Raw genomic sequence first — 25707 nt, forward strand, 5'->3', positions numbered from 1 at the left:
ATAATACCCGTGGGGGTATTTACAAACTGCCGTGTTCTTTGAAGGAGGAACGAGCAATGGCGGAAGCTTATACGTATTCGGATGACGTAAAACGGCGCATGAAACGGATCGAAGGCCAGGTGCGCGGCGTGCTTCGCATGATGGAAGAAGGCAAACCCTGCAAGGAGGTCGTCAGCCAGCTGTCCGCGGTGCGGAGCGCTGCGGACAAAGCGATGGCACAGATCGTCGCGGATAACTTGCAGCAGTGCATTTTGGAGGAGCAGGCTCAAGGGGGCGACACCGGCCAACTGGTGAAGGAAGCCGTCGAGCTGTTGGTCAAAAGCCGGTAACAAGGAAAAGGAGACGATAAACATGGCGTTTCAGCCAGAGAAGGAGATATCCCCGGCCGAGCTGGCCGGGCGGATCAAACGCGGCGTACGGGTTCATGTGTTGGATGTCCGTGAGCCGCTCGAATGGGCCGAAGGCCATATTCCGGGGGCCAAGCATATCCCGCTGGGGCAACTGCCGGAGCGGCACGCGGAGCTTGATCCGAATGAGGAATGGATCGTCGTCTGCCGGAGCGGCGGACGCAGCAGCCTGGCCTGCGAATTGCTGGGCGAAAGAGGTTACCACATGGTCAACATGACGGGCGGGATGCAAGCCTGGCAGGACGAAACGGAGTGACGGCCATGCTGGCATTGGCAGGAGGAAGCTTATTTGTCGCCGCCGTCAGCGGTTATTTGCTGCGTCAGTTATGGCCCGTTCCGGGCCTGACGTTCGTGGGGGCCGGGGTCATGGACGGGTCCGGACTTCCGCCGCAAACGAAGAAGCTGGATGTCCGGGACGCGTCTTTTTATGAGGAGTGCCACCTGGACGGAACGATCAATATTTCGTTAGGGCGGCTGCCGTTCGTGTGGAACAAGGAGCTTTCGCCGGAGGAGCCTGTTCTGATTCTGGCGGATAGCCGGTATGCGGTGCTGAAGGCCGCGCGGATCCTAAGAAGACGGGGATTCCGGCAATTATACGCCTTGCGTGGGGAAGTTTGCCGAGTTAGGGCGGTGCTGAAGCCGTGTTCGGAAAAGAAAGAGCTGTCCCCAAAGGCCGATAATTCAAGTGCTCAGTGTTGTTTGTTCATATGACGGCGGGATGCTGAACTACATGCACCTATACGAAGTTGGGCGGAGAATCTATCTTTCTTTCGTCCAACTTATTTGCGTTCAGGGACTTAGAGGTTGTTCCATCCCTTTCCGGCGTGCCGGCCTTCTTAGCGCGATGAAACTTTCGGCACGGATCGAACGTTATATGTACAGCAATAGATACTAGAAAGCAAGGGGAGAGACATCTCATGCCAACGCCATCCTTACCCAGCCGTGCGTCGGTGAAAAGGGGCACGGGCGCCAAGAAGCGCAAGTCGGTCAAAAGACGGCGAAAGCGTGGATTTTTCTTTTGGCTGTCCCGGTTTATTACAACGATGATGCTGATCGGGACGGCCGCTTTAATCTGGCTGTTCTTCACCCCGTCCGGCAATAATATGCGATATTTGATGGCCGACACGCTGATTACGACGCAGCATCGCCACTGGGCGAAATATATCATTGGGCAGGCGGAGCTGGACAAGCGGGTGGCCGCTTATCAGGCCCGATTCGAGCAGATGGGAACGGAGAAGGACACCCATACGATCGACTTATCGAACACGGAGAAGGAGGATTCGCAAGTCGAGAAGCCGCTCGTCGAGATTGAGGAGGTCTCGGGTAACAATTACCACGGATACGTGATGACCGTCCATGATCCGACCAAAATCCGTTTGGGCGTACCGGCTAAGCGGGGCAAAGGGGAGAAGGTCTCCAGCATGGTGGAACGGACCGGAGCCCTCGCCGGCGTCAATGGAGGCGGATTTGCCGACCCGAACTGGAAGGGCAACGGCTTCAAGCCGATCGGAGTGGTCATTTCGCAAGGGAAGCTGTATTACAACGGCATCAGTTCGGGCGCGGCGACGCAAATCGTCGGTCTGGATAAGCAAGGCAAGATGATCGCCGGCAAATATACGCTGGAAGAACTGAACAAGCTGGGCATCCAGGAGGCGGTGACGTTCCAGCCGAGAATCATCGTGAACGGCAAAGGGCAAATCCGCAGCCAAAAAGAAGGCTGGGGCATCGCGCCGCGGACGGCCATGGGGCAGCGCGAAGACGGCGCGATCCTGTTCGTCGTCATTGACGGACGCCAGCCGGGATACAGCATCGGCGCCAGCTTATATGATGTCCAGCAGATCATGCTGGACCACGGCGCGGTGATCGCCGCCAACCTGGACGGCGGGTCGTCCACCGTACTGGTGAAGGAGGGCGGGAATATCGTCAACAAGCCTTCGTCCGAATACGGAGAGCGTTATTTGCCGACGGCTTTCCTCGTCTTCGAAGATCCGTCCAAGGCGAACATCCCGAACATTTGGGAGGGGCTCCGTCCCCAGGATATCGACCCCGGGAAGAAATGATCGCTTCGGATATTTTGAACACGATGAACGCCGCAGGATGCGAAAAAGGCCGGACAGCGGGAGCATGAACCCCCTAATGTCCGGCCTTTTTTCATTTGATAAATACCCCGCCAAAGGGAATCGCCTCGCGCAGCAAACGGCGCACGATGCCGTCCTCCGCTTGTAGGTCCCGCTCCAATTCCCGGCTTCCGGTGCCGCCCGATTGAATAAGGACGGACCCGTTTCCCGTGATTTTCCATTGATAGCGCATATGCTGGCTGGCCAAGTGGTTGCCGTAAACCGACAGCTCCAACTTGGCGTGCTCGGGATAGGCCAGCACCCGGCCGACATCGACGTAAAGCGGTTCTTCCGGATGGAGCGGCAGCTCCAGCACTTGTCCCTGGGTCAGCATGCCGATTTGCCCCTGACCGGCAAATTTGACCTTCACTGCGTCGCGCGTGATCATCATGTTCTTCATGCTGAGTATCCGCGTTTCCATCCGTATGCCTTCCGTATAAAAAAAGAGCTGCCGAAAGTCGTACAGCCAATCGCTCTCCTCCGTCAGCGTCAGCGTCTTCAAACCGACCGAGGGAGGAAACGCGGCGACCAACCGGCAGGGTCCGCAGTAATCGGAGCGGATCAGCTTGCGCTTGCGGTAAATTCCTTTGGCGTCCATCAGCTTGTCGCTGCGCTGCGCGGCGGAACCGCGAAAGGCGATCACTTGATCGGGGTGCAGGATGTGCAGCAGTTCTCCGGCGTCCAGATCAAAGGTGACGGCCTGTCCGCCCAGCGTGGAAGGCTCGTGATGCTCGCATATGTCCATGGGGTTCACCTCCTGCCCGGGAACCGAGCCTATCGAATTCGAATCAACGGCGAAGGACCAGACGAATGACCCGCAGCACGATAAAATATCCGGCAAACAGCCCGGCGGCCGTAAACAACATGACGCGCATCTTGCGCGCATTGGCGTCGCGGGTTTGCTGCGCCTCGGTCAAAGCGGCCACGGTAGCGGTAAGCTCCCGATTGCGTTCGATCAGCTCTTCGTTTTGCCGCCGGAACGCGTCCAGCGTGCTTTGGGTTTCCTCCAGTGTGCCTCGGGCTTCTTCAAGCTTGTCCGCCGTCGCCGCGTAATCGGCTTTCAGTTCATTCACTTCGGCGGGGAGCTGCGACAATTCCTTCACGCCGTTGACCCAATCGTTCCAGACTCCCGCATTGGCCCGATTGGCGCTGCCGAAGCATAACGCGTCCAGCGTCAGCAATAAAGCGGTCATCAGCAAAGCCGTCCCGCCCGTCCGATAAAGTCTCATGTTCCCCACCTCCTAACAACTAATACGTTTAATACGTTTGATGAGACAGAATAGTTTCCATGCGGAAAAAGCCCCTCCGCCGGTGAGGACTTCGCCGGCGAAAAGGCCTGTTTCGTTTTATTTAAATGGAATACCGATCCAGCTTACAAGGCGCAATTCGGCTGCCGAAGATACATGATGGCGACCGTTCGCGGGCCGCAGTGGCAGGAGATGGCACACCCGCCTTCAATAATGGCGACTTCTTTAACGTCCGTCTTTTCGAGGAGAGTATTCCTGATGAAGTCGGCGGCTTTTTCGGCCAGCGTTTGCGCGACGATGATGAGCTCCCGATCGACCTTGTGGACGTTGTCGATGAAGTTGTGAAGCATCCGTTCGACGGCTTTCTCGGTTTTGCCGCGGTACTTGTCGGCGGAGATGACCAGGCCATCCTTGACTTTCAGCACGGGCCGGATTTTGAGCAAGCTTCCGATCATATGCTGAACACTGGAAGCGCGGCCCCCCTTGTGCAGGTAGTCGAGATTGTCCACCAGCACCTCGATTTCGACCCGGTCCCGCATTTCCTCCAGCATGCCGACCAGTTCGGAAGGGCCCATCCCCTGCTTGGCGGCGATGGCGGCTTTCACGACCAGCAACGCAATACCGCCGGATACATTCAGGGAATCCACGACATGCACGCGTCCATCGGGAAATTCGGCTGCGGCGATCAATGCGTTCTGGTAAGTGGACGAGAGCTTGGATGACATGCTGATGTACACGATCGTACGCCCTTGCTCGATCCAAGGCGCGAAAGCGGCGATGAAATCGGCCGGGGCCGGCGCGGCCGTTCCGGGGAGGACTCCGTCCTCGTCGACCCGTCGGTAAATGTCGGCGGTGGTAATCTCCAGCTTATCTTTGTAGGCGGTCTCGCCGAAAACGACATAAAGCGGAACAATGCCGATATCGTATGCGGCGGCCCAGGTTTCCGGCACATCCGAAAGGCTGTCGGCGAATATTTTCACGAGTGTCAATACATTTCCCCCAGTTGGATAAGGATCAAATCAAAGCGGTTGCTTTCTTTGAATTATAGAGGAGTCCCGACCGATAAGCAAAAAAGTCGATCTTGAGGGATCACGGAACGGGCCGCCTTATTTCTGATTCCAAGTAAATCGCTGGCGATATTTGCGCGGGGACATGCCTTCCGCTTTGCTGAAGCAGGCCGTGAAATACGCGGGTTGGTTAAAGCCGACCCGTTCGGCAATTCGCTCGATCGTCAGATCGGTTTGAAGGAGCAGCAGTTTGGCTTGTTCGATGCGCAGACGCTGCAGATAAACGGCCGGCGAACAGCCGAACACCTTCTGCATGCAGCGTGCGATGTAGACCGGATGAAAATTGATGCTTTCTCCGAGTTTTTGCGCGGAAAAAGGTTCATCGTAATGCTCGCGCAGATAGGAGGCTGCCTTCTCGGCGCAAGCCGACTGCGGAGGGAGTCCGGCATTGGCGGACGAGGCGGACAACTCCACGATCACATCCTGAAAAAGGGCCTGCTGGCGCAGCCGGACGCTATCCAAATGGATGTTCCGGTTCAATTCGACCAGATCGTTCAGCAGGGGGATGATTTTTTGCGGCTGGGCCAGCTTTGCATATTGGGGCAAGGGGACCGTATACGAAGTTGCTGTGAACGGAGGCAGGGAGAGCGATCCGGGGATGTCCTTATCCGTCATGCTGCATCCGCAATGCCGATACTCCTCGTCCGCAACGACCCGCCAGTCGCCCATCAATTGAAAGTGCAGCCAATGGTGCAGGGTATCCTCCCGGCAGCCTTCCAGCGCATAGTGATAGCAGTCAGGCCGGAGAATCAGGGCCTGTCCGGCCGCCACTTCGTAATCGCGCCCTTCCTCACCGATGAATAAACGTCCGTGTTCGACGACCAGCAGGTCGAAGGCGCCGATATTTTGCCGACTGGGATGCTTGCCGCCCGCCGGGATGACCGCTGAGCCGCTGACGATGTAATGGGGCAGAGGGGGCGCGGTAAATTCGATAACGGGAGGCAAAAGTAACCAGCTCCTCTTGGGTTGGAATATTGAAAGAATGAGTTGATTTTATGATACATCAAAATGTAGTTAGCATCTATAATGTGTTTCATGCTAACACGATGACAGGGAGTCCTTTGGATTCTCCGATATCCAGGAGGTTGTAATAATGAAGAAAATGAAGGGCGGCGAGAAGGATAAATTTTCCCTCTGGCTGCTCGCTTGGCCTATATTTATCGAATTGTTTCTGCAAATCCTGCTGGGCACCGTCGACACGCTGATGGTTAGCCGTATTTCCGACAACGCGGTTGCGGTTGTCGGCTTCTCCAACCAATTGTTTAATGCCCTGACTACACTGTTTGCCACCGTGGCGAGCGGCGCGGGGATCGTCATTGCCCAGAAGATCGGCTCGGGCCGCGAGGAGGATGCCCGGACCGTGGCGATCATCGCCTTCAAAGTAACGGCGGCGATCGGGATCTTCCTCAGCCTTCTGCTGGTCGCCGTACCGGGGCCGATCGCCACGATGCTGCAGTTGCCGGCAGAATTGCTGCCGCTGGCCAAGGTCTATATCTCCATCGTCGGCGGCGGGATGATATTGACCGCAATGATCTCCATGTTGGGCACGGCGATCCGCAATACCGGGAATACGAAAGGGCCGATGTATACGGCGATCGGCATGAACGTCATTCATATTTTCATGAACTATGGCTTTATCTTCGGGGCTTTCGGATTTCCGCAGTGGGGGTTGACCGGAGTCGCCATTTCGACGGTCATCAGCCGCCTGATCGCTACGGTCGTGCTGCTGCTGATTTTCCTTGGCACGTTTCAGCGGCGTATCGGCATCAAAGACATCCCGGTGTTCGACCGCAAGTTGTTCAAGGAGGTGCTCGTGATCGGCTGGCCGCTTGGCGTCAACTCGGCGAGCTGGGTGTTCTCGCAACTGGCGATCTTCTCGTTCCTCGCGGTGCTTGGTTCCACCGAGCTGGCCGCTAGGACCTATATGAATACGCTGGAGTCATTTTGCTTCATGTTAGGCTTCTCGCTGGCGATGGCGGCGCAAATCCAAATCGCCCATCTTTACGGAGCGGGCAAAACAAGGGAAGCGTATCGTGCGGTATATCGTGTGTTGGCCTTCGGGCTTCCGCTGGTGATCGTTAACGCATTTATTCTTGTGCTGTTCGGTCCAAAGCTGATGGGGCTGTTTACGCAAGACCCCGAGATTCTGACGCTCTGCGCGGCTTTGTTGTGGTTGAATCTGTTGCTGCAGCCGGGCAAGATGATCAATATGGCCCTCGGCAACTCGCTGAATGCGGTGGGGGACACGAGGTACACGATGATCATATCCTTGATCTTCATGTCGGTGGTGGCGACCGGCTGTTCGTATCTGTTTGGGGTATCGCTCGGCTGGGGGATTATCGCGATTTACGCCAGCATGATCAGCGACGAATACATCCGCGGCGTGTTTTCGTTCTTCCGCTGGAGAGGGCGCAAGCATCTTCGCATGAAAGAGCGGGAGCTGCTTCAGGAACGCGGATGGGGTCAGGAAGACCAAGCGCAAACCCAAGGGAAAACGGCGATAGACGGAGTAGCCACTCCGGCGTTGTGATGATGTAGAGAAAAGAGCCGCAGGGCGCCCCGGTTCGGGATGCCTGCGGCTCTGATTTTTTTGCGGAACATCGTGTTATTCCTTGGTTTCCTTCGCCCGATCGGGCAACTGCTGCACGTAGCTGTCGCTGAGACGGAGCAGTTCAAGGGCGCGATTATATTCGCTCTCCGTCGTCAATGCCTGTTCTACGCCGTCTTTGGCCAGCGGGTACTTCGTACCGTCATCGTACCAAACCCCAGGGATAAACAACGCCTGGTTGTTCAGGAACGAGCCGGACGGGAGATAGTAACGCTGCGGCAGCAGGTTGTAAGATGTTTGGTTTAGTAAATCCTCGCCGAAGTGGATATGGTTATCCAGCTTCAAGCCAAGGAGGTTCGCCGCCGTTGGCAGGATATCGACCTGTCCGCCGACGTTTTCCATCACGGCAGGCGTGTCGACGCCCGGCACACGGACGAGCAACGGAATGTTGATCATATCGATGTAATTGTAATCGCGGCCGTAAATTTCCTTCATCAATTCCAGGCCGTGTTTATCCAGCGAATACATCGGCAAGCCGAGATGGTCGCCGTAAATGAACACGACGCTGTTGTCCCAGATCCCTTTTTGCTTCAACTCCTGAATGAATTGTCCTAACGCATAGTCGGCATAGCTTTGGGAGCGGAGGTAATCGCCGACCATATTTTCCTGGTAACGCTCCGGCAACTGGATTTTATCCTTCTCGTGCGGCATCGTAAACGGATGATGCGCCGTCATGGAAATGACCTGGGCATAGTACGGCTGCCCGGCCTGCTGCATCCGATCCAGCTCTTCCGCCGTTTTCTTGTACAGCACCTCGTCCGAAGGGCCGAAGAAGATGGTGTCCTCGGTGCCGAACCATTTCTGGTCGTAATAGCGGTTAAAGCCAATCGCGTCGTACAGCGCGCCGCGGTTCCAGAAATCGACGACATTGGTGTGGAACGTCGCGGTATCGTAACCTTGATCCCTCAAGAGCTTCGGCAAGCTCGGCAAGTCCTTGTCCGGGTAGTTTTGCGTCGCCGCCTCATTATACGGAATGTAGAACGAGGTATTTACGACAAACTCGGCATCGGAGGTATTGCCTTGTCCGACCATTTGATAGAAATGCTTGAAATACGTGCTTTCCCGAACCAGCTTGTTCATGTTCGGCGTCACTTCCTGACCGTCGATCTTCAGGTCGATCAGGAAGTTCTGGAACGATTCCAACTGGATAATGATCAGGTTCTTGCCTTGGGCGGCCCCGAAATACTTCGGTTCAGCCGGGGCGGTAATCCCCTTCAATTTGTCGATTTTCGCCTGGGAGATCTGGTTTTTGTCGACCAGTTCATCCTTCTTGGCGCTGGAGAAAATCGTGAACGTTTCATAGTTGAGGATACCCATTTGCTCGGCTTGCTTGATTTCGTTCATGCTGGCCCGGTTCGGCCACACGTTGAAGATACACAGCAGCAATGAAAAGGCGAAAATCCCGGTAATGACGCCGGTGCTGGCTTTCTTCAGATTGAAGAAAGCTCTAAGCTTCTCGGCACGTTTCTTCCGGAACAGCCAGAAGCCGATAATCACAATATCCAAGAAGATCAGCAGATAATAGGGGGCCAGCAGGGAGAACACGCTGTTCTTCACGGCGGTTACCTGATTGACCTGTTGCAGGGCCGTGTAATTGACGATGACCCCATAGTATTTATGATACATAATGGCTGCGAAGAAGATCACGGTAACGATCAGGTTAACGGTTAAATAAAGGCCGATCTTACGTTTGGAGGAGAACCATTCAATCAGGCAGAACAAAACCCAAATAAAAGGAATTTCCTTCAGCAGTGGCTCCCAAGCCGGAACTCCATCAAAAATGGCATCCCAGACGAGATAGATCTTCAAGATCATAATGACGGAGAAAAAGACAAACGGCTTGACGTTGGCGAGCCGAATACGATTAAATTGTGGCACTTCGTTTCCTTCCTTTCCGCAAAAGCTCCTTTGGTTGACTTAAATTTAATGTTAAGTTAACAATTTTAACGCCCCATATATAATACATGAAATGATCGCAAGAAAAAAATTAATCAATTCACTCATTTAACAAGATATTCCACCCAAAAATGGATGCAGCGCGCCGTAACCCGGATTCTTGACGGATAACCCCCCTTTTTGGTAAATTAAAGGCATTCCTTCTTTCGGAATCCTGCTACGTGATCCGAAGATGACTTTTTGAACAACCAATTCAATGAAGGTTCAAAAAAAGGCAGGTTTGGAGCACCGAGAAGGTTGAATGAAGCTTAGGGGCTGAGTAGCGGAGCGTAGCTGGAAGCTACGTGAGTGGGCGGAAGGCCCGGGTGAATTCAAGATTCGATGTCGAGATGACTTCTTGTCTTACATCGTGATCCGAAGATGACTTATTGAACAACCAATTCAATGAAGGTTCGAAAAGGCAGGTTTGGAGCACCGAGAAGGTTGAATGAAGCTTAGGGGCTGAGTAGCGGAGCGTAGCTGGAAGCTACGTGAGCAACGGAGGACTCGGGTGAATTCAAGATTCGATGTCGAGATGACTTCTTGTCTTACATCGTGATCCGAAGATGACTTTTTGAACAACCAATTCAATGAAGGTTCGAAAAGGCAGGTTTGGAGCACCGAGAAGGTTGAATGAAGCTTAGGGGCTGAGTAGCGGAGCGTAGCTGGAAGCTACGTGAGCAACGGAGGACTCGGGTGAATTCAAGATTCGATGTCGAGATGACTTCTTGTCTTACATCGTGATCCGAAGATGACTTTTTGAACAACCTCTAAAGAGGAGAGATTTTGATGTCGGTGAAGGTTCTTAACTAATCAACTTCATAGAGACGGTTACACAGGGTACAGGAACGTGCCGCTTGAGGTCTGAGCGCGCCCGTATTTTTCCGTACGCTTGTTTCGGTCTATGAATGAGTTAAGAACACACGCGGAACATCATGCAGCTTCTTTCAGGCTGCCGTCATCATTAAAACGATGAAGCCGTGCTGTTTTCAACACGGCTTTTTTGATTTTCTGACCGGCATCGCGGGAGAGGTCTAGGCAAAGGATGGCATACGTGCTGTCCTTTGCCTTTTTTTCGTTCGGAAAGAAGGAATGACAATCACATGAAGGAGGTTCTACCTTTGAGAACATTTTCGCTAAGCACGTTGGAATATGAGAGCATTAAACAGGACTTGCTGGGATACGCGGTATCCTATGCCGGCAGGAAACGAATCGAGGAGCTTTCGCCGATGGCGGAAAAAAGAGCGATCGAGCGGGCGATTGCGGAAACGGCCGAAGCGCTTGCCCTATATGGGAAGGGGGCCAGTGTGCCCCTGCCCTCGCTGGAAGGCATCGAGCTGGTCGTCTCCTTGCTGGGAACGGGTTATCTGTTCACCGAGCAGGACTTGATGGCGGTACAGACGTTCCTGCACAGCTGCGGGCAACTGAAGAAATACATGGCTTCCAAAGGTGAACTGGCCTGGCGGATCGGCGTTTATGCGACCGATCTGCAGGATTTGCCCGCGTTGCAGCAGGAGATACTCCGCTGTATCCGGTTTGGAGTCATTACGGATGAAGCGAGCCGGGAACTGGAGAAGACGCGCAAAAAAATCGGCATCGTTAAAGAGCGGATCCAGAAGCGCATTCAGTCGGTCATGGCTCGTCATGCCTCCATTCTTCAGGAGAATATTGTGAGCGTGCGCGGCGGCAGATACGTGATTCCGGTCAAAAAAGACCATTACAAACAGGTGAACGGGCGCATGCTGGACCAGTCGACCAGCGGGCAAACGGTGTTTATCGAACCGCAGGAGGTCGCGGCGCTGCAGGGCGAACTGGAGTTGCTTCAGGGAGAGGAGGCCCGGGAGGAAGCCAAAATTCTGGGTTACCTCGCCGGATTGGTCGAACGGGAAGCGGCCGACCTCGTTCGAAATATTGAGATTACGGGGACGTACGATTTTATTTTCGCCAAAGCCAAATACGCTGCGGCGATCGGCGGGGCCCCGGTGATGATCAGCGAGACCGGTGAAACGGTCATTCGCGGGGCCAAGCACCCGAAGCTGCTGCAAACGATGGTACCGCTGGATATGGCGATCGGCGAAGATTACCGGGCGCTGATCATCACCGGCCCCAATACCGGTGGGAAAACGGTCGTCTTAAAGACGTTTGGCCTGTTAACCTTGATGGTGCAATCCGGTTTGCTGGTGCCGGTTGCGCCGGACAGCCGGTTTGCGGTATACCAAGGCATTCGCGCGGTGATTGGGGACGGGCAGGATCTGGAGCAGTCGCTCAGCACGTTCTCCGCCCAGATCGGCGCTTTGGTGCAAATTTTGCGGGAAGCCGGGCCGTCCACCCTGGTGCTCATCGACGAACTGGCCGCGGGCACCGACCCCGGAGAAGGAATCGCCTTGTCGATCGCAATCCTGGAGGAGTTTGCCCGCAAAGGGGCGACCGTCATGGTCACTACCCATTTCAACGAGCTTAAGACGTTTGCCTCTCGGGCGGAAGGTTTCGAGAATGCGCGGATGGAGTTCGACGCCGAGACGCTGCGTCCGCTGTACCGGCTAACCATCGGGCAATCCGGCCGCAGCTATGCGATCGAAATCGCCCGCAAGCTGGGGATGTCCGGCGGGGTGATCGAACGCTCGCAGCATATCGTCAGTCGCCAGCAGTCCGCCGAAGGTGCCGGAAGCGGCGGGTTGCGGTGGGATGAGATCGTCCCGATGAAGGTGGCCCCATCACCTGCGAAGTCGGCGAGCCGAGGCGGCAGAACCCTCGACAGATGCGGTGGGAAGGGGGGCGGAGCGACGGAAGAGACAGGACAAAAGGGAGTGGCCGACGGCGGGAAAGAAATCGATGGGGCGTCCGGAGAAGCCGGGATGGAGGCTGGGGGAGCGGATCTTCCACGTTCCCGCAGGTTTGAGGTAGGCGACGCCGTTCTCGTGACTTCCGTTGGCAAGATCGGCATCGTCGTCGAACCGTCGGATCGTTGGGGGATGGTGTTGGTTCAGGTCCAAAAGCGGAAAATCAAAGTCAACCACAAACGGCTAAAGCCTTATCTCAAAGGGGAATCGCTTTATCCGGAGGACTACGATTTGGATATTGTCTTCGACTCGAAGGAAAACCGCAAGAAGCGCAAGCTGATGGGCAAACGGCACGTGGAAGGGCTGGTTATTGTCAAAAAGCCGCCGGGGGAAGACTAATGTTGGCGAAGGCGAGTCATTCACCGCGATAAAAGAGGAAAAGCGCGTGGCATTTGGGGGTCCGCCCCCAAATAGGCACGCGCTTTTTTTTCTGCTGCGGGCGGCTCTGGCGCTCGCTCACTAGCGTTGCATTAAACCAACAGGCCATTCGACGCGCGTTAATACAGACCTAATGACCATGAATCTTGAAGCCGTCTTGGCGTAACCGACATGAAGAACTGCAAAAGTGCAGTTAGTAATCGCAGAATCCACCTATTTTACTCCTTGAGATGTAAAAGTGCATCTAATCTCCAGGAACTTCGGGGAATTTAATCCAATGGGTCGAAATGAACTGCACTTTTGCAGATATTGGCGATGATTTGGCCTGTTTTGAAGAAAATACCTGCATTTTTGCATCAATTCCTAAAAATCGCTCGGGAAGCTTCGAAACGCTCGTGGGCCAGGACACGAGAGCGCCTTTTTCGACTGCGCGTCCCCGCTCGTTAAGCGGGGACCGTCAGCTGTTCGGCAAGCGTCGACACAAATCGTTCCAGGAACGCTTGGTCTTCGGCGTCAAAACGCCCTTTCAGCGGACTGTCGATGTCCAGTACGCCAATAAGCCGGTCATCCTTGACGATCGGTACGACAATCTCGCTGTTGGATGCGGCATCGCAGGCGATGTGACCCGGAAAAGCGTGGACATCCTCGATTCGCAGCGTTTCGCGGCGTTCCGCGCTGGTGCCGCATACGCCTTTGCCGATCGGGATGCGAATGCAGGCCGGAAGGCCCTGGAACGGTCCAAGCACCAATTCTTGACCATCGATCAAGTAGAAGCCGACCCAATTGATATCTTCTAAGAAAAAGTTCAGCAGCGCGGCGGCGTTGGCCAAATTGGCCACCGAGTTGCTTTCCCCGTAAATCAACGCCTTGAGCTGCGACAAGACGGCGTTCTGCCTTTCTTCGCGAGAGCCTGTATAACCGCTGGCTTGAAACATGCGTCATTCCTCCTTGAAAACTGCGGGCAGGCCCATGCTGCCGGCAGCGATAAACCCATTATAAAGAAGTTTTTTGTCGAGAGATAGCGCTCTGAGGAAGGGAAACTGTTTTTTCTTACAAAGTCCGACACTGGGTGCTATTTTTTATCAAATTTGCAAAATATGTTTTTTGGCATCATGAGGTAAAATAGGGACAAGATTAATGAAAAGGTGATTTTATGGTACCTCAAACACTACGAGGCGTAAGCCGTACCAATAACAAAATCAGCAACGACCTGAAGGCAACCATCGAGCACCTGCGTTTGGAATTGATGAATGCCGCCACCCAAGACAACTTCAGCAGCGGCACAGTTCTGGAATTAAGCCAACGTCTCGATCAGTATATTGTCATGGCACAGAGTCAGATGCTGGGCAAATAAGCGGCGGCCGGTTCCGCCGCGCCCAGCGCCTTCTCGATAAAAGTCTGGACTTCCTCGGCATAACGCTTCGGATTGATGCCGTAGGCATTGGCGTGAACCGCGCCCTCCACGAGCAGCAATTCTTTCGGTTCGGGTTTGTGACTGTACATCTCCCGACTCATATATGTCGGCACGTAGTTGTCTTCCGTGCCGTGGATGAACAACACCGGCAACTTGCTGTTCTCGACGGCCTTGATCGGGCTGACCTGATCCAGCCGGAAGCCGGCTTTGCGCTGCAGCAGCTTGTCGACCAGCGGCAGGAGCGGCTTGGCCGGCAGCTTGTTCAGCTTGGAAATCTGATGGCGCATGAGCTCCGTCAAGTCCGAGTAAGGGCAGTCGGCGATAACGAATTTCACATTCGGATGGGCGATGGAGAGATACTCCAGAACCGTTCCGCCCCCAAGAGATTGGCCGTGCAAGCCGATCACGCTGTTTTCTCCGTAATTTTCCAGTATCCAGTGAACCCACGTTTGGACATCGTATTTCTCCTGAAAGCCATAGGTCGTGTACCTTCCTTCGCTGCCGCCATGCCGGCGCTGGTCAACCAGCAGAATGTTAAATCCCACCTTTTGAAACATGTCGATATATTGGGTTGATGCGAGCAGCGATACCGTATAGCCATGTACAATAATCATCCAGCGGTGACTTTCGGGAAACAGCTCCAGCACGTTTCCGTTTAATTTCAGACCATCCCGGGACATCACTTGTACCGCCCGTTTGGGCAGCCGTTCAAATTGTTCGCGGGTATAGACGCCGGTTCGTTCCAAATATTCGTAAATGTTCTCATTCGTCTGCAGCCGCATCTGGGTGATCTGGCGGACCGCAAATCGCGGCAAGCCGCTTACGAATACCAGCACGGCCAGCAGCAATACCAAAATAAAGATCGTAAATACCATGTGCGCGCGTTCCTCCTTGCGAGCCTATCCGTATAGCTCTCTATGCTTATAATAGTATCACCGAAAAGTTGGAAGGGAAATCGTCCGGATGGAAAATTCGGCACGCCCCTTTGACGAGTCCATCCCGATGTGATTAGCTAATTAGTGGGGGTTGAATTCGGAGCAAAAACGCCCGTTGACATCAGACTAGCTTAAAGCGGTGACGAGGGGGAACTGGCAATCGTGTATAAATGCGGCGGGGACATTCCCGTGTTGGAAAGCGAAAGGTTGCGTCTGCGGCGGATGGAGAGAAGCGATGCGGAGGTCATGTTTCGTTATTGGAGCGATCCAGTAGTCACTAAGTATATGAATGTTCCGCCGTTCGCTTCCGCGGAGGAAGCCTGGGAAATGATTAACCTGCTTAACGGTTTATCCGAGAGCGAAGACGCGCTCCGTTTCGGCATCGAGCTCAAGGAGGAACGGCGGCTGATCGGCAGCTGCGGCATGAACAATTGGGAGCTGGCCGGGGCCTATCGCGGTGAAATCGGCTACGATTTGGGTCGGGAATACTGGGGGCACGGGTACATGTCGGAGGCGCTGCGGATGGTGCTGGCGTACGGCTACGAAACGATGGGACTCAATCGCATCGAGGCGCTGGTCAATCCGCGTAACGAAGCCTCGCGCAGGCTGCTGAAAGCGTTCGGGTTCACGGAGGAAGGACTGTTGCGTCAGTATCAATGGACGGAGAGCGGATCCGTCGATTTGTTGATGTATTCGTTGCTCAAGAAAGAGCATTACAATGGAGGGGCAAACTAACGATGGAGCTTACGAAAAAGACCGTCGGAGCGCTGCAGCGCCTCGATCCGCTCAGCAAGCTGGTCGCTTTGACCTGCCTGGCCGCGCTCGCCATGCATTGGGACGACCCGCGGCGTCAGGCCGTTCTGCTGGTTGCGCTGGTCGCGGCGGCCAAGCTTGGGGCAGGGATGAACTGGCGGCGGCTCCTGCGGCGCCTTGCCTGGATCCTAGGTTTTAGCCTACCGCTGTTTGCGGTGACCGCGCTCGCCGTGCAGGTTCGGGAAGGCGCCGCTGGGGGAACGCTTCCGATTTCGGGGGCGGCGCTTAGCGACGCTGCGGCGGTAACGCTGCGGATGGTCAGCTTGTTTTTGTCCTCGCTGACCTATATCGAGTCAACCGATCCCAAGGATTTCGTCGTGATCATGACGACACGGCTGAGGTTGCCGTACCGGTTCGTGTTTGGGATCTCGATGGCCTTGACTTTTTTGCCGCTGCTGGCGGAGGAAGGCAGGCAGGCGGAGGCAGCCCGCAAGCTCCGCATGGGCCGGCGGCCGAGGGGGATCGGTGAAAGGCTGGAACGGCGGCGCGGTCAGTTGGTCGCCGTATTCGCCGGGGCGATTCGTCGCGTGGAGCAAACGGCGGGGGCGATGGACGTCAAGGGGTTCGGCGCGTATCGGGAGCGAACGTATTTACGGGAGGTGCAGCTTGGAGCGGCAGGCGTCTGGACGATGAGCGGGAGTGTGATTTTGACAGTAGCCTTGTGGATGCTGTGATGCGGTGGTATCCCCTTGCAGGCCCGGGGAATCCGGCTTTCCGGCAACTGACTGGGCGGGGCCGCCCGATGATCTGGGGCACAAAGTTTAAAAAAAGGACTTGACGCGGATCGATTGTTAACCTAAATTATCATTTGTGGTTAACAATCGATAATGACGAGAGGATGGTTCAAGTGAAAGGAGCAATTTCCGGCAAGACGTTTCGGCGCTTTACCACGCTGGATATCGTGCTGATGGCGATGTTGGCGGCGGCAAACGCCGTCATGACGGTATTTCTGTCGCCATTGAATCAAGCGCTGAATGGGCTGGGGGGACCGATCCTCACCTCGACGATCACCGGTTTGTACATGATTTACGGATTGCTGGCATATTACATCATCCGCAAGCCGGGTACGGCTTTGATTACTTATGGCATCGGCGCGGTCGTCCAAGCCTTTATGGGATCGGCATACGGCATTTTGTCTTGTTTCGTGGCCGCGGCCTGCTATTTGGTGGTCGTGGAGGCGGCTTTTGCCCTAGTGCGATATAAAAATTGGAGCTGGCCGATGTTGCTCATCACGGGAGGCGCGATGGTGCCAGCCTGGTTTTTCTTTGCCGCCCAAATGTTCGGCTATACGAAATGGGGTACGGATGTCCTGCTGATCGCGCTGGTCGTCCGGGTACTGAGCGGGATGATTCTGTGCGGCCTATTGGTCAAGCTGCTGGGCGACGTTTTGGCCGGCAGCGGATTGCTTCGCCGCTTCGCGGTCGGCCGGCGGGCGGAAGCGTAAGATGCCGCGCCCGGCCCTGGAGCTGCAGGGCGTAAGCTACGCGTTCGAGTCCGGCGGCGCCCCGGCGGTAGATCGCGTGACGCTCACCGTGGAACGGGGGGAGTGGGTGGCGCTCGTCGGCGCGAGCGGCAGCGGCAAATCGGCCCTGGCGCAGCTGATCAGCGGTTATCTCCCCCGCGCCGGGGGAGGGGACCGCGCAGGCCGATTGCTCGTGGACGGCGTCGATCCCGCGGAAGCGGAGATCGGCGAGGTGGCCCGGCGCGTCGGGGTCGTGTTTCAGGACCCCGACGCGCAGCTCGTGCAGGGCCGGGTCGAAGACGAAGTCGCCTTCGGCCCGGAGAACCTGCGCGTGCCCGCCGCCGAGCTGGAACGGCGGGTCGCGGATGCGCTGGCGGCGGTGGCGCTGACGCCACGGCGCCTTACGCCCGTGCACGCGCTGTCCGGCGGCGGACGGCAGCGCACGGCGATCGCGGCGGTGCTGGCGCTGGAGCCGCCGCTGCTCGTGCTCGACGAGGCGGCGGCCAGCCTTGACGCCGCCTCGCGCCGGCGGCTGCTGGCGCTGCTGCGCCGCCTGCACGGCGAAGGCCGGACTATCGTGACGATGTCCGGCCGCATGGACGAGCTCGCGCTGGCTGCGCCGCGGCTCGTCGTGCTGGACGCCGGAACCGTCGCGTTGGACGGTCCGGCGGAGCGCATCCGCCGCGGCGCGAGCGCGCGGCTGGAAGCGCTGGGCCTGCTGCCGGCCGGCACGGCGGCGGCAGCGGGCCCAGGCCCCCGCGGCGGCGGCCCGGAGGGGCCCGCCGCCCACCAGGGCGGGGCGCCGCAGGGCAGCCCCGCCAAGGCTGGCGGCGCGCGGGGCGAAGCCGCCGCCCTTGCCGCGGCGCGTGGCCTTCCGCGCGCGCCGGCCCGCCCCGCCGCCGCCGGGCCCGCCCCGGCGGCGCCTCCCGCGCCCCTGCTCGAGGCGCGCGGGCTCAGCTACGCCTTCGCCCGCGGGGCCGAGCCGGTGCTGCGGGACGTCCGCCTCACGCTGTACCCCGGCGAATGGCGGCTGCTGTGCGGGGACAACGGCTCCGGCAAAACCACGTTGTCCCGCTTGCTCATGGGCCTCCTGCCCCCGCCCAAAGGAACGGTATTCTGGCAGGGCCGGGACACCGCCCGCCGGACGCTTTACGATCTGGCGTCCGAGATCGGCTACGTGTTCCAGCAGCCGGAGCAGCAATTCGTCGCCTCGACGGTGTGGGACGAGCTGCTGTTCGGCCCGCGCGCCGAGCTTGGTCTGCGGCCGCGGGATCCCGTGCCGGAGGAGCTGAGGCAGCGGGCCGAGCGCATGCTGGAGGCCATCGGTTTAGCCGGTAAAACCGGCGAATCCCCGTATTGGTTAAGCGGCGGGGAGAAGCGGCTGCTGAGCGCAGCCTCCGTCATGATCTGCCCGAAGCGGCTGTACATTCTCGATGAGCCTACGGCAGGCATCGATTTTGGCGGCGTTCGCCTGCTGACGGCATTATGCCGCGAGGCGCTGGCGCAGGGAGCCGCGCTGATCATGATCACCCATGAGCCGGAGCTGTTTGAAGGCCAGCCGATCAAGCGCTGGAGGATGGCGGAAGGGCAACTCCGGGAGGAAGAGCGGGATGACTGAATCCAGGGTATGAACGATACGATAACGATACGATAACGATACGGACGACAAGCCGGGGCCTCCCCCGCGTTTGCCGTCCGTCTTTCTTTTTTCGAGGCATTCTACTATAATGATTGTTTATGGAATCATTGCTCGGATGGTAGAGAAAGGAAGTTATCGTTTATCATGGAACCCACCAAATTGAAACGCAACTTTATTTTGACCGGCTTGCTGTTGTCCACGTTTTTGGCCGCCATCGAAGGCACCGTCATTGGCCCGGCAGGTCCGCGCATCGTCGGTGATCTGGGCGGAGCCCGCTTGCTCGGCTGGGTATTTACCGCCTATCTGTTGACAATGTCCGTGACGACGCCGATTTTCGGCAAAATCAGCGACCTGTACGGCCGCAAGCCGGTGTTTGTGATCAGCTCGCTGCTGTTCTTGGCCGGCTCGATTTTATCCGGCACGGCGCAAAGCATGGGGCAACTGATCGGCTTCCGCGCCCTGCAGGGGATCGGGGCAGGCGGGCTGGTGCCGGTTACCTTTACGATCATCGGCGACATCTATTCGATTGAGGAACGCGCCAAAATCCAAGGCTGGATCAGCTCCGTTTGGGGCATCTCTTCCTTGATCGGCCCGCTGCTGGGCGGTTATGTCGTGGATTCGCTGAATTGGCGCTGGGCCTTCTACTTTAATGTGCCCTTCGGCTTGCTGTCGCTGTATTTCATCATCGTCTATCTGCATGAACGGATCGAGAAACGGAAGGTCAAGATCGATTATTGGGGGGCGCTCACCTTTACGATCGGCGTTTCCGCCTTGCTGATCGGACTGGCGACGGGCGGACAGCAGCTAGGCTGGACCTCGCCTTTGCTGATCGGGCTTTTTGCCGTGGCGGCTTGTTTCCTGGTGCTGTTTTTCGTTGCCGAACAACGGGCGAAGGAGCCGCTGGTGCCGCTTCAGCTGTTCCGGATTCGCGACATCGCCTTTTCCAATGTGACCAGCCTCTTGGCAAGCGCCCTGCTGATCGGCTTAACCTCGTATCTGCCGCTTTGGATTCAAGGGGTGCTCGGCCAAAACGCCACGATTTCCGGACTGGCGCTGGCCCCGATGTCCATCGGCTGGATGCTTGGCTCCGTTCTGGGCAGCCGTTGGCTTATATCCCGCGGCTCCCGCTACACTTCGCTGATCGGCATGGTGATCATCGCTTTGGGTGCGACCGGGTTAGCCGTGATCCACGAGGCAACGCCGATCTGGCCGATGCTTATTTTCAACGCGTTATACGGGATCGGGTTCGGTTTTTCGTTTACGGTATTTACGATCATCGCTCAGTCCTCCGTCGGCTACAGCCTACGCGGCGCCTCCACGGCGCTGAATTCCTTCGTCAAATCGATCGGGCAGACGATCGGCGTGACCGCCTTCGGCACCTTGATCAATTTGCATATCGCGGCCCAGACGAAGAATGGCACGGCGGCGGGAGTCCCGATTTCGCAGGACGATATCGACCAACTGCTGTCTCCCGAAAAAGTACACCTGCTGGCCCCCGAGCTTTGGAGCGAACTGAAGCATGTCCTGGCGCAAAGCCTGCATACACTGTTTATCTTCATGGCCGTCATCGCGGCCGTCGGCATCGTCTGCGCTTTAGGGTTGCGCAACCGGGCGCCGGGGCTGAAGGAGGACGGTTCCGAAGCGGGGGAACCCGCCGTTGACAGAGCTTAGCTTGTTTTGCGCTTCCCCAAGGCTGCCAACTCCTGTTTTAAAGGGACGAGGGCAGCCTGTTTTGCGTAAACCGGTATAAAAAAGCGCGCCTCTCCGCACCTTAACGGGAAAGGGGAGGTGTAACCATGAACAAGGAACTGAACATTGACCAATCTACGCTGGTAGACGCCTGGCAGAAGCAACTGCCGGAATATCTGAACCCGGGAGACTCGGCACAGGTGCAAGCTGATGCGGCGGACCCCCAGGGGCTGCGGATTCATATCAATGCGGCGGGACATCAGTTTTATTCCTTTGATTTTCAATGCTCTTATATGGACCCGCGCGAGGTTCGGGTGGAGCTGGTCGATGTGGAGCGCGACGGGCGGACGATTGCCGAGAACAGCGTGCAGATTCAGGAATTGACCGGGGATTACGTCCGTCATATCCATGAATGCGCGCAAGCATTGTCGCCGCTGACGAACCCCTAATAGAGAAAGCGAGGAAGAATACGATGGCACGAAGCAAGTCGGGTATCGACAAAAATTTGACCAACGTGGTCGAGGATTTGGATCGAACCCCGGTGAATGCGCATCAGGCCCAGCAGATGCAGCAAAAGGTGAATGATCGCCGGCACCGGGATATCAACAATCGCGACAACAACAAGGATATGGATCCGACCCATTAGTCAGGGAGTTAAGCTCCCGTCGTTAGCGTGATTTTTTCACCTTATTAGGCTGGTTTGGCGGTTCCGGCTTTAAATAACGTGATGGTTTCACCTTATTGGGGCAAAAATCGGCGAATCATGCCCTTTCTTTCCCGGATAACGTGAAAAAATCACCTTATTCAGCTTAGATCTATTAAGATCGGCGAAATAAGGTGATTTCATCACTCTATTCTATGGAAGCGGGAATCCCCCTAACCTTTAAAAAAAGGCTGCGTCCAGGTTCATTGTTGCTATGATCCCGGAACGCAGCCTTTTTGCCTTATTTCCGCAGTAGCGGGGCGAGCTTCTCGGCTTCTCGGCCCATTTTCTTCAACAGTTCGATCATGATTTGCTTCTCTTCGTCGTTCAGCCCGCTCAGCGCATGATCGATCCGCTCGGCGAATTCCGGGTACAGCTGGTCCATCAGCTCTTTGCCTTTGGGCGTCAGCTCAGCATAAATCACGCGCCGGTCGCGGGGACAAGGCGTACGGTGCAGCAAGCCCGCCGCTTCGAGCTTGTCGATCACGTAAGTCACGTTGCCGCTTTGAAGCAATAGCTTCGCGCCGATTTGCTGAATCGGCTGCGAGCCTTTGTAATAAAGCACCTCCAGGACGGCGAAGGCCGTCGGATTAAACCCCTGGATTTTACTCCCTGTCACCGCATGTTCGTTGACGCTTTTAAATGATTTGGAAAAAACCCGGTACAAATGCAGCGACAAGTCCGTGCCGCGTTCATCGGTTGTCATCATGTGCATCCCGCCCTTATTTTATATTTGTGAATCTTTTAACATGGTTGGATTAGTGTCATCTTAAAACACCCGCGAATTAAAAAAAATATAATTTATCACAATTTGCGCTTTTTTTGTTGGAAATAATTGTTTTCCCCTGCATCCCGGGGCCTCGGGAAATTTCAGCCTGCGGCACAAGGTCGAATCCTCCCTCGGACGGATGGATTCCTCCGACCGATTCTTTAAGATAACTTCATCATCGTTTTTACAGTAGGGGATGAGGGAAGAATGAAGGAATTTGGTCAAAAAGCAGCAGGCCGTGAACGGTCCGGGCTGCTGCGAAATCGCGCCTATTTGGCGTTGCTGTCGGCGCAACTGGTATCCAATGTCGGCGATTGGCTCTATTTGCTCGCTTTGCTGACGATGGTCGGCCTAAAGTGGCAAGCCACGCCTTGGGAAATCACGATGGTTTCGCTGTTTATGGTGCTGCCTGTACTCTTGGGAGGACCGTTGGCCGGGATGCTTGCGGATCGGGTGGAACGCAAAAAACTGATGGTTTTCTCCGATCTCGTACGGTTTGCGGTCTTGTTGGGCTTCGTTTTCGTGACCGACATTTGGCAAGTGTATGCTCTGCTGATTGCCAAGGGGATCCTGGATGTCATTTTCTCGCCGGCGAAAAACGGCAAAATCAAAGAGATCGTGCCGCATGAGCAACTGGATCAAGCCGTCTCCTACAGCGCCATCATCGAACAGGGCACCAAAATCATCGGTCCGGCCTTGGGCGGCATGCTGACCGCCGCTTTTGGCGTCACGGTGTGCTTTGTCGTGGATGCGGGAACCTTTCTCGCTTCGGCGCTCTTGTTAAGCAAGGTTCCGGGCAAGCTGCGGAGCGTTGCCGAGCCGTTCGAGAGGGGAGAGGGAAGAGCGGAGGATTCGGCTTCCGCCAAAAAGAAGCAGGGCTTTTGGAGCGAAATGGCGGCCGGTGTGAAGATGATCGGCGGGATTCCGCTGCTCGCCTTCGGCACCCTGACCCTGTGCGCCACGCTGCTCGTGCTGCAAATCGCCGACTCGCAAGCGGTCGTCCTGTTCCGGGAGATTCCCGGAGTGTCCGACGACCTGCTCGGCTGGTGCATAGCGTTTAGCGGCGTAGGCACGCTGACGGCGGCGTGGTTCGCGCAGCGGCTGCGCATCACTCCGCTGTTCAAAATGGGCATCGGCGGCGCCATGCTGGGATTGGTGTTTGCGGCGGCGGGGTTTATCGTGAGCCGGCTGTCTCTGACCGACGGGGTGACGGCGCTGATGCTGACGTTATTTGCGCTTGCCGGTCTGGGGGCCGGCATGACGTTTATCCCGTTCCAGGTTATGCTGCAGCAGAGGACTCCCGAAGCCATGACCGGACGCGTATTCGGCACGGTATCGAGCTTGACCTCGACCGCGACGTTGATCGGGCCGTTGTTTGGCGGATCGCTGGTCACCGCGTTCGGGCCGGAGCCCGCCTTTATTTTGTCGGGCTGCCTGATGGCTGTCATCGGGTTCCTGCTGCTGGCGTTTGCCCCGGCGATCATGAAGCGGGACCACGGGGTAGCCAAACCAGCCATGGGAGCGTAACGGAACGGCGGAGTTGCCCTGCTGCGGACATGTACAACAGCGCATTGTGTTTTATAATGGAAGAAACGACGGAAGATTCGAGGAGATTTTTTTGGAACCCAAACAAGCATGGTTGGAAGTGAATATTCATCAGGCGGGATACGAGGCAGGAAAAGCCGCCATTCAACAAATCTCGCTTGCGGTCAAGCCCGGTGTGCTCACCGGGCTGATCGGGCCGAACGGGGCAGGGAAGAGTACGACGCTGAAGGCGATCCTCGGCCTGCTTCCGTATACGGAAGCCGCGGTGGAATTTCACGGCGGGGCGAATCATTATGCCTATATTCCGGAGCAGCCGGTGTTCTACGACACGCTGACGTTATGGGAGCATTTGGGGTTAGCCGCGGCCGTATACGGTATGGACGAGCCCGATTTCGAGCGGGAGGCCGGGGCGCTGCTGGAGAAGTTCCGCATGACCGAAGCGCGGGACCTGCTGCCGGGCGGTTTTTCGAAAGGGATGCGGCAAAAAATGATGCTGATGATCGGATTTCTTGGCCGTCCGGACGTGTATATCGTCGATGAGCCGTTTATTGGTCTGGACCCGCGAGCGACCAAGGATTTTCTCGGATTGCTGGAGGAGGAGCGCCGCCGCGGAGCCGGCGTCTTAATGTCCACGCACGTATTGGATACGGCAGAGCGGATCTGCGACGATTTTATTCTGATTTCGGATGGCCGGGTCCGGGCGAGCGGCACGCTGGACGATATCCGCGTGGCCGCGGATAGGCCAGGGGCGAGCTTGTTCGATTGCTTCGACGCCTTAACTTGAGTTCGGAGTTTGCGCTTGGCGGAGAGCGGAGTGAGAAGAGGGGAGGTGGGAGCGATGAAAAGCATCACATCCATGACGGCTCGGCGTCTGTTTGTCCGGCGCTGGCGGGACCGGTTTCGGGAGAAGCTCGGCGTCTTGAAGTTTACGTTTGATTTGACGATTCTTTTGTATCTCGGCATCCCCGGCCTGCTGCTTGGCGGCCGGGCGTATTATGGACTGTGGCGGGAAGAGCTGCCGGCTTGGCTGGTCCAGTTGCCCTACCCGATCATCCCGGTTCTGCTGCTGTTGCTTCTGTATAGCAGCGGCGGGATTTCTTTCTATATCGAAGCGGCGGACGTGCTGTTTTTGCGGCAGCGACCGCGGTGGATTAAGGGATTGATGCTGCGCGGGCTAACCGCATCCGCCGCCGTTCAAGCCGCGGTGCTGGCCGCCGCCATCGCTGTGCTTTGCCCGCTGCTGGTTCGCGTCTACGGGATGAGCTGGGCGGCCATTGCGGAGCTATACGCGGTAGCGTATGCCGCAAAGATCGTCCAAATGCTGCTCCAGCAGTTGCTTGGCGTATTGACCACAGGCTGGCGTCATCTCTTGCTGCGTTCGCTGGCTTATTCGACGCTGGCGGCGGGGTTCGGGGCTTGGGCCGTTTGGGCCGGCGCAGCGGGAGCCGGGCAGCCCGCTGCGCCGGCGGTTGCGGTCGCCTTGCCGGTGCTTGCGCTGCTCGCCGGCGCGCTCGGCTGGCTCCGCTTCCGCCTGCGGGGCCGCTTCGACGCCGAAGTGCGCGAGGAGGAGCGGCAGCGCACGAGGCTGACCGCGCTGCTCCTCGCTTCGGCGGTCGAACGCCCCAAAGCCCCTCGGCCCGGCGGCGCCAAGCCTTGGCTATTCCGCCGCCTGCGCCGTCTGACGCGCTCACGGTTGCCGGAAGCCCGCGTCGCCGAGGCGCTCGTCAAAGCTTTCTTCCGCGGCAGCGAATGGAAACTGTACGCTCAGATGACGCTGGCCGGACTGGCAGCCATCTTGCTGCCGCCCTATCCTGCGGTAAATCTGATCGTTTACGCCGCTCTGTTGCTGCTGCTGCTATATTGGCTGGGCGGCCATCGGAGAGCTTTCTTCGAGCGCGAGCTCATGTCGATCCTTCCGCTGGAGGAATCGCTGGAATACCGTAGCGCCGCACCGGCGATGAAACTGCTGCTGCTGCCGGCGGTCGTCGTATGGACGGCGGCGCTTGGCGCCCAGCTGTTTCCGCCGCTCTGGGCCCTGCCGGCCGGCGCGGCCTGCGGCGTGCTAATCACCCGGTGGCTGGGCGGTTTTGCCCGCGGAATCGGGCTGGCCTTCGGACGCCGTCCGCGGTCCGGTTAAGC

General features: G+C 57.0%; 25 protein-coding genes. 17 read left to right on the forward strand and 8 right to left on the reverse strand.

Annotated features, from left to right (window positions below; translation table 11 throughout):
* Positions 1-56 precede the first annotated feature (56 nt).
* From ACZF99_RS03585 to ACZF99_RS03600, 4 genes are all read left to right on the forward strand, one after another.
* Positions 57-329: a metal-sensitive transcriptional regulator gene (locus ACZF99_RS03585; protein WP_483609139.1), complete on the forward strand. Its 273-nt coding sequence runs from the start codon at positions 57-59 to the stop codon at positions 327-329.
* 22 nt (positions 330-351) lie between these two features.
* A complete protein-coding gene (locus tag ACZF99_RS03590; protein ID WP_483609141.1) occupies positions 352-663 on the forward strand; it encodes a rhodanese-like domain-containing protein in 312 nt (103 codons plus the stop codon).
* A gap of 5 nt (positions 664-668) precedes the next feature.
* Positions 669-1118 (forward strand): rhodanese-like domain-containing protein, encoded by a 450-nt coding sequence (locus tag ACZF99_RS03595; protein ID WP_483609143.1) that lies wholly within the window; start codon positions 669-671, stop codon positions 1116-1118.
* 206 nt (positions 1119-1324) lie between these two features.
* Positions 1325-2467: a phosphodiester glycosidase family protein gene (locus ACZF99_RS03600; RefSeq protein WP_483609145.1), complete on the forward strand. Its 1143-nt coding sequence runs from the start codon at positions 1325-1327 to the stop codon at positions 2465-2467.
* A gap of 91 nt (positions 2468-2558) precedes the next feature.
* Here ACZF99_RS03600 and ACZF99_RS03605 read toward each other — a convergent pair whose 3' ends face one another.
* From ACZF99_RS03605 to ACZF99_RS03620, 4 genes are all read right to left on the reverse strand, one after another.
* Positions 2559-3269, reverse strand: a complete 711-nt coding sequence (locus ACZF99_RS03605; protein WP_483609147.1) for an AIM24 family protein — start codon at positions 3267-3269, stop codon at positions 2559-2561.
* A 43-nt stretch (positions 3270-3312) separates the two neighbouring features.
* Positions 3313-3753, reverse strand: a complete 441-nt coding sequence (locus ACZF99_RS03610) for a hypothetical protein (RefSeq protein WP_483609149.1) — start codon at positions 3751-3753, stop codon at positions 3313-3315.
* Positions 3754-3896: 143 nt separating this feature from the next.
* Positions 3897-4760: a DegV family protein gene (locus ACZF99_RS03615; protein WP_483609151.1), complete on the reverse strand. Its 864-nt coding sequence runs from the start codon at positions 4758-4760 to the stop codon at positions 3897-3899.
* 117 nt (positions 4761-4877) lie between these two features.
* On the reverse strand, positions 4878-5783 hold the full coding sequence (locus ACZF99_RS03620; RefSeq protein ID WP_483609153.1) for a helix-turn-helix domain-containing protein: 906 nt from the start codon (positions 5781-5783) through the stop codon (positions 4878-4880).
* A 148-nt stretch (positions 5784-5931) separates the two neighbouring features.
* Here ACZF99_RS03620 and ACZF99_RS03625 point away from each other — a divergent pair, with 148 nt between their 5' ends.
* A complete protein-coding gene (locus ACZF99_RS03625; protein WP_483609155.1) occupies positions 5932-7368 on the forward strand; it encodes an MATE family efflux transporter in 1437 nt (478 codons plus the stop codon).
* Positions 7369-7443: 75 nt separating this feature from the next.
* Here ACZF99_RS03625 and ACZF99_RS03630 read toward each other — a convergent pair whose 3' ends face one another.
* Entirely contained in the window at positions 7444-9324 is a 1881-nt protein-coding gene (locus tag ACZF99_RS03630) for an LTA synthase family protein (protein ID WP_483609157.1), read from the reverse strand.
* 1178 nt (positions 9325-10502) lie between these two features.
* Between ACZF99_RS03630 and ACZF99_RS03635 the strand changes: the two genes are divergently transcribed.
* Positions 10503-12560 (forward strand): endonuclease MutS2, encoded by a 2058-nt coding sequence (locus ACZF99_RS03635; protein ID WP_483609159.1) that lies wholly within the window; start codon positions 10503-10505, stop codon positions 12558-12560.
* A 482-nt stretch (positions 12561-13042) separates the two neighbouring features.
* On the opposite strand, the gene ACZF99_RS03640 is transcribed toward ACZF99_RS03635, so the two are convergent.
* Positions 13043-13534 (reverse strand): GAF domain-containing protein, encoded by a 492-nt coding sequence (locus ACZF99_RS03640; protein ID WP_483609161.1) that lies wholly within the window; start codon positions 13532-13534, stop codon positions 13043-13045.
* Between the two features lie 218 nt (positions 13535-13752).
* Between ACZF99_RS03640 and ACZF99_RS03645 the strand changes: the two genes are divergently transcribed.
* Complete coding sequence (locus ACZF99_RS03645) at positions 13753-13953, forward strand: aspartyl-phosphate phosphatase Spo0E family protein (RefSeq protein WP_483609163.1); 201 nt, start codon at positions 13753-13755, stop codon at positions 13951-13953.
* On the opposite strand, the gene ACZF99_RS03650 is transcribed toward ACZF99_RS03645, so the two are convergent.
* Positions 13935-14888, reverse strand: coding sequence for an alpha/beta hydrolase (locus ACZF99_RS03650; protein WP_483609165.1), 954 nt, complete (start codon positions 14886-14888; stop codon positions 13935-13937). The genes ACZF99_RS03645 and ACZF99_RS03650 overlap by 19 nt on opposite strands.
* Before the next feature lie 222 nt (positions 14889-15110).
* On the opposite strand from ACZF99_RS03650, the gene ACZF99_RS03655 reads away from it, so the two are divergent.
* The 7 genes from ACZF99_RS03655 (at position 15111) to ACZF99_RS03685 (ending at position 21197) form a co-directional block, all read left to right on the forward strand.
* Positions 15111-15683, forward strand: coding sequence for a GNAT family N-acetyltransferase (locus tag ACZF99_RS03655; RefSeq protein WP_483609167.1), 573 nt, complete (start codon positions 15111-15113; stop codon positions 15681-15683).
* A 2-nt stretch (positions 15684-15685) separates the two neighbouring features.
* The gene (locus tag ACZF99_RS03660; protein WP_483609169.1) at positions 15686-16435 is read left to right on the forward strand and encodes an energy-coupling factor transporter transmembrane component T family protein; all 750 of its coding nucleotides are present in this window, start codon (positions 15686-15688) and stop codon (positions 16433-16435) included.
* A gap of 164 nt (positions 16436-16599) precedes the next feature.
* Positions 16600-17205: an ECF transporter S component gene (locus ACZF99_RS03665; RefSeq protein WP_483612519.1), complete on the forward strand. Its 606-nt coding sequence runs from the start codon at positions 16600-16602 to the stop codon at positions 17203-17205.
* Position 17206: 1 nt separating this feature from the next.
* Positions 17207-18841 carry an ABC transporter ATP-binding protein gene (locus ACZF99_RS03670; RefSeq protein WP_483609171.1) on the forward strand — a complete coding sequence of 545 codons (1635 nt, stop codon included), beginning with the start codon at positions 17207-17209 and terminating at the stop codon, positions 18839-18841.
* Positions 18842-19006: 165 nt separating this feature from the next.
* Positions 19007-20533 (forward strand): MDR family MFS transporter, encoded by a 1527-nt coding sequence (locus ACZF99_RS03675; RefSeq protein WP_483609173.1) that lies wholly within the window; start codon positions 19007-19009, stop codon positions 20531-20533.
* A 125-nt stretch (positions 20534-20658) separates the two neighbouring features.
* A complete protein-coding gene (locus ACZF99_RS03680; protein WP_483609175.1) occupies positions 20659-21000 on the forward strand; it encodes a hypothetical protein in 342 nt (113 codons plus the stop codon).
* A 23-nt stretch (positions 21001-21023) separates the two neighbouring features.
* A complete protein-coding gene (locus ACZF99_RS03685) occupies positions 21024-21197 on the forward strand; it encodes a hypothetical protein (RefSeq protein ID WP_483609177.1) in 174 nt (57 codons plus the stop codon).
* Positions 21198-21495: 298 nt separating this feature from the next.
* Here ACZF99_RS03685 and ACZF99_RS03690 read toward each other — a convergent pair whose 3' ends face one another.
* Positions 21496-21963 (reverse strand): MarR family winged helix-turn-helix transcriptional regulator, encoded by a 468-nt coding sequence (locus tag ACZF99_RS03690; protein ID WP_483609179.1) that lies wholly within the window; start codon positions 21961-21963, stop codon positions 21496-21498.
* Between the two features lie 267 nt (positions 21964-22230).
* Between ACZF99_RS03690 and ACZF99_RS03695 the strand changes: the two genes are divergently transcribed.
* From ACZF99_RS03695 to ACZF99_RS03705, 3 genes are all read left to right on the forward strand, one after another.
* Positions 22231-23550 carry an MFS transporter gene (locus tag ACZF99_RS03695; protein WP_483609183.1) on the forward strand — a complete coding sequence of 440 codons (1320 nt, stop codon included), beginning with the start codon at positions 22231-22233 and terminating at the stop codon, positions 23548-23550.
* A 91-nt stretch (positions 23551-23641) separates the two neighbouring features.
* Positions 23642-24352 (forward strand): ABC transporter ATP-binding protein, encoded by a 711-nt coding sequence (locus ACZF99_RS03700; protein ID WP_483609185.1) that lies wholly within the window; start codon positions 23642-23644, stop codon positions 24350-24352.
* A gap of 54 nt (positions 24353-24406) precedes the next feature.
* Positions 24407-25705, forward strand: coding sequence for an ABC transporter permease (locus ACZF99_RS03705; protein WP_483609187.1), 1299 nt, complete (start codon positions 24407-24409; stop codon positions 25703-25705).
* The last annotated feature ends 2 nt before the right edge of the window (positions 25706-25707 follow it).

The organism is Paenibacillus sp. JL3B1040, assembly GCF_057063165.1.